Below are 3,509 nucleotides of genomic sequence, written 5' to 3'. Positions count from 1 at the left end.
GGCGACCCCGGGCACGGCGGCGACCCCGGAGAAGACGGGGACCCCGGGCACGAAGTCGGCCGGGGAGAAGCCCGCCGGAGAGAAGTCGCCCGGGAAGACCGCGCCCGGGAAGACGGCGCCCGGGACCGTCGGGACGTCACCGGGCGAGGCGCCGGAGGGCGCGGGGAAGACTGCGACGACGACGTCACCCGCCACCGCGGTGGGCGACGGCCCCGACAACGCGAGGGCCGAGACCCCGAAGAGTGCCGGCGGCACCCCTGCGGAGGGCGGGGAGACCGGCGAATCCGCAGGCCGCGAGCCGAGGTCCTGACCCCGCCTCCCCCCGCGTCCCCCTATCGGGTGTGTTGCGAAACACGGCACCAGGTATGTGACTACGCTCACAGAAACCGGTCCGGTCGTTTCCGCCGTGTCGACTCCGGCCGCCGTGAACACATATCCCGAGAGAGAGCCGCTGATGACCGATCACGACCACACCCAGACCTACGCCCCCGACCCCGACTTCACCGCACAGGCCAACGCGCAGGCCGACCTCTACGACGTCGCAGCCTCCGACCGACTCGCGTTCTGGGACGAGCAGGCACGGCGCCTGGACTGGTCGACCGAGTGGTCCGAGGTCCTCGACTGGTCCGACGCCCCGGTCGCCAAGTGGTTCGTGGGCGGCACGCTCAACGTGGCCCACAACTGCGTGGACCGCCACGTCGAGGCCGGCAACGGCGACCGGGTGGCCATCCACTGGATCGGCGAGCCCGAGGACGACGCGCGGGACATCACCTACGCCGAACTCAAGGACGAGGTCAGCCGCGCGGCCAACTACCTCAGCTCCCTCGGGCTGGTCGCCGGCGACCGGGTGGCCATCTACATGCCGCTGCTGCCCGAGGTCTACATCGCCATGCTGGCCTGCGCACGCCTCGGCCTGACCCACTCCGTCGTGTTCGCCGGCTTCTCGCCCGCCGCCCTGCGCTCCCGTATCGACGACGCCGAGGCCAAGCTCGTGATCACCGCTGACGGACAGTTCCGTCGTGGCAAGCCGGCGCCGCTGAAGGCCGGCGTCGACGACGCGTTGGCCGGGAATCTCGAGGGCGTCGACGGGCACGCGAAGTCCGTGCAGAACGTCCTCGTCGTGCGCCGCACCGGCCTGGACGTCGAGTGGACGGAGGGCCGGGACGTCTGGTGGGACGAGGTGGTCCCGCAGCAGTCCACCGAGCACACGCCGGAGGCCTTCGACTCCGAGCACCCGCTGTTCCTGCTCTACACCTCCGGGACCACGGGCAAGCCCAAGGGCATCGTCCACACCTCCGGCGGCTACCTCACCCAGGCGTCCTACACCCACCACAACGTGTTCGACCACAAGGCCGGCCAGGACGTCTACTGGTGCACCGCGGACGTCGGCTGGGTCACCGGCCACACGTACGGCGTGTACGCCCCGCTCTCGAACGGTGCCGAGTGCATCGTCTACGAGGGCACCCCCAACTCGCCGGACGAGCACCGCCACTTCCAGATCATCGAGAAGTACGGCGTCACCATCTACTACTCGGCGCCGACCCTCGTGCGGACCTTCATGAAGTGGGGCGCCGAGATCCCGGCCGCCCACGACCTGTCCTCGATCCGCCTGCTCGGCTCCGTCGGTGAGCCGATCAACCCGGAGGCGTGGCGCTGGTACCGCGACAACCTCGGCGGCGGCAAGGCCCCCATCGTGGACACGTGGTGGCAGACCGAGACCGGCGCGATCATGATCTCCCCGCTGCCGGGCGTGACCGAGACCAAGCCCGGTTCGGCCATGCGGCCGCTGCCCGGAATCGACGTGGCCATCGTGGACAGCGACGCCAAGGAGGTCGGCGCGGAGGAGCAGGGCTTCCTGGTGCTCACCGAGCCGTGGCCGTCCATGCTCCGCGGCATCTGGGGCGACATGGAGCGCTACCGCGACACCTACTGGTCCCGGTTCGCCGAGGAGGGGTACTACTTCGCCGGTGACGGCGCCAAGTGGGACGCCGACGGCGCGCTGTGGGTGCTGGGCCGCGTCGACGACGTCATGAACATCTCCGGTCACCGCATCTCCACCTCGGAGGTCGAGTCCGCCCTCGTGGGTCACCGCGCGGTCGCCGAGGCGGCGGTGGTCGGCGCCAACGACGAGACCACCGGTCAGGCGATCGTCGCCTACGTGATCCTGCGCGGCAACGTCGACGCCGAGGAGGACCGGCAGAAGCTCATCGACGAGCTGCGGGCCGAGGTGTCGCGGGAGATCTCCCCGATCGCCAAGCCGCGCGACATCACGATCGTGCCCGAGCTGCCCAAGACGCGGTCCGGGAAGATCATGCGGCGCCTGCTCAAGGACATGGCCGAGGGCCGCGACGGCGGGGACACCTCGACGCTGTCGGATCCGACCATCATGGAGCAGATCAGGGAGAAGGGCACGCGCGGCTGACCGGGTAGCGGGTGAAGGCAGCCACGTGTCGTGGCACGATGGACGACGGTGCATCCGTCGCCTGACAATGGAGGAACAACCGTGAGCCACGCCCAGGGAACCCACTCGCCGACCGAGGCATCGATCCCTCTGCACGACGCGGATTCGATCGGTCGGGGCGACGCCAGCATCGGGACCCTGGTCAAGAACGCCACGACGCAGGTGTCCACGCTCGTCCGCGCGGAGATCGAGCTCGCGAAGACCGAGGTCACCGAGCAGGTCAAGAAGGCGGCCACCGGGTCGGGCTTCTTCGTCGCGGCGCTCGTGCTGCTCCTCATGTCCTTCTTCCCGTTCGTCTTCATGTGGGCGAAGCTCATCTCGCTGTGGTTCGGTACCAAGTCGTGGGACTGGATCGGGTTCCTCATCGTCTTCGTGGTGCTGGTGCTGCTGGCGGCGGTGTGCGGGCTGCTGGGTTACCGCAAGATCAAGAAGATCCGTAAGCCCCAGCGCACCATCGACTCGGTGTCCGACCTCAAGCTGGCCATGCCCACGGGCGTCGAGCCGCGGCCCGGGACGGTCCGGGTCACCGAGACGCCCCAGCCCGCCACGCGCAGCTGAAGACGCCAGCACACCGGCCGCCCGACCCGTCGATCGTCAGGATCGACGGGTCGTGGCGGCATCGTGACGTCTCGGCCAACGGCATCCGCCTGCACGTCGCCGAGGCTCTCCCGCCCGACACCGTCCCCGGTGAGCTGCCACCGCTGGTGCTGATGATCCACGGCCTGGGCGGCATCTGGTGGACCATGCGGGCGCCCGTCGTCGCGCTGGCCGAGGCCGGTTTCCACGCCGTCGCGGTGGACCTGCGCGGCCACGGGGACTCCGACAAACCACCGCGCGGTTACGACGGGTGGACGCTGGCCGCCGACATCACGCACCTCATCCGCGCTCTCGGCCACACCTCGGCGGTGATCGTGGGGCAGGGCGAGGGCGGATTCGTGGCCTGGACCGCCGCGTACCGCCGGCCGCGCGCCGTGCGGGGCCTCGTCGTCGTCGGCTCTCCCCACCCCCTGGCCACCCGCCACGCCGCACTCCGCGATCGCGCCCAACG

3 protein-coding genes and 1 pseudogene are annotated in these 3,509 nt (G+C 70.3%); 3 read left to right on the top strand and 1 reads right to left on the bottom strand.

The window, feature by feature from the left end:
* Window positions 1-255: pseudogene (locus G6031_RS17280) on the bottom strand (hypothetical protein); the annotation flags it as partial.
* Between the two features lie 199 nt (window positions 256-454).
* Here G6031_RS17280 and acs point away from each other — a divergent pair.
* From acs to G6031_RS17265, 3 genes are all read left to right on the top strand, one after another.
* Window positions 455-2,422: an acetate--CoA ligase gene (gene acs, locus G6031_RS17275; RefSeq protein ID WP_182610671.1), complete on the top strand. Its 1,968-nt coding sequence runs from the start codon at window positions 455-457 to the stop codon at window positions 2,420-2,422.
* A gap of 81 nt (window positions 2,423-2,503) precedes the next feature.
* Window positions 2,504-3,019, top strand: coding sequence for a phage holin family protein (locus G6031_RS17270; RefSeq protein ID WP_182653934.1), 516 nt, complete (start codon window positions 2,504-2,506; stop codon window positions 3,017-3,019).
* A 146-nt stretch (window positions 3,020-3,165) separates the two neighbouring features.
* Window positions 3,166-3,509, top strand: a 344-nt coding sequence (locus G6031_RS17265; protein WP_182653933.1) for an alpha/beta fold hydrolase, incomplete at its 3' end; no start/stop codon positions are given.

Source organism: Dietzia sp. CQ4 (assembly GCF_014145125.1).
GTDB classification, from domain to species: Bacteria; Actinomycetota; Actinomycetes; order Mycobacteriales; family Mycobacteriaceae; genus Dietzia; species Dietzia natronolimnaea.
The sequence above is the reverse complement of the archived record's forward strand: the minus strand, read 5'-3'. Positions and strand labels throughout refer to the sequence as shown.

Excerpts from the sequence above, each read along its gene's own strand:
- acs (WP_182610671.1), top strand. The coding sequence starts at position 455 with ATGACCGATCACGACCACACCCAGACCTACGCCCCCGACCCCGACTTC.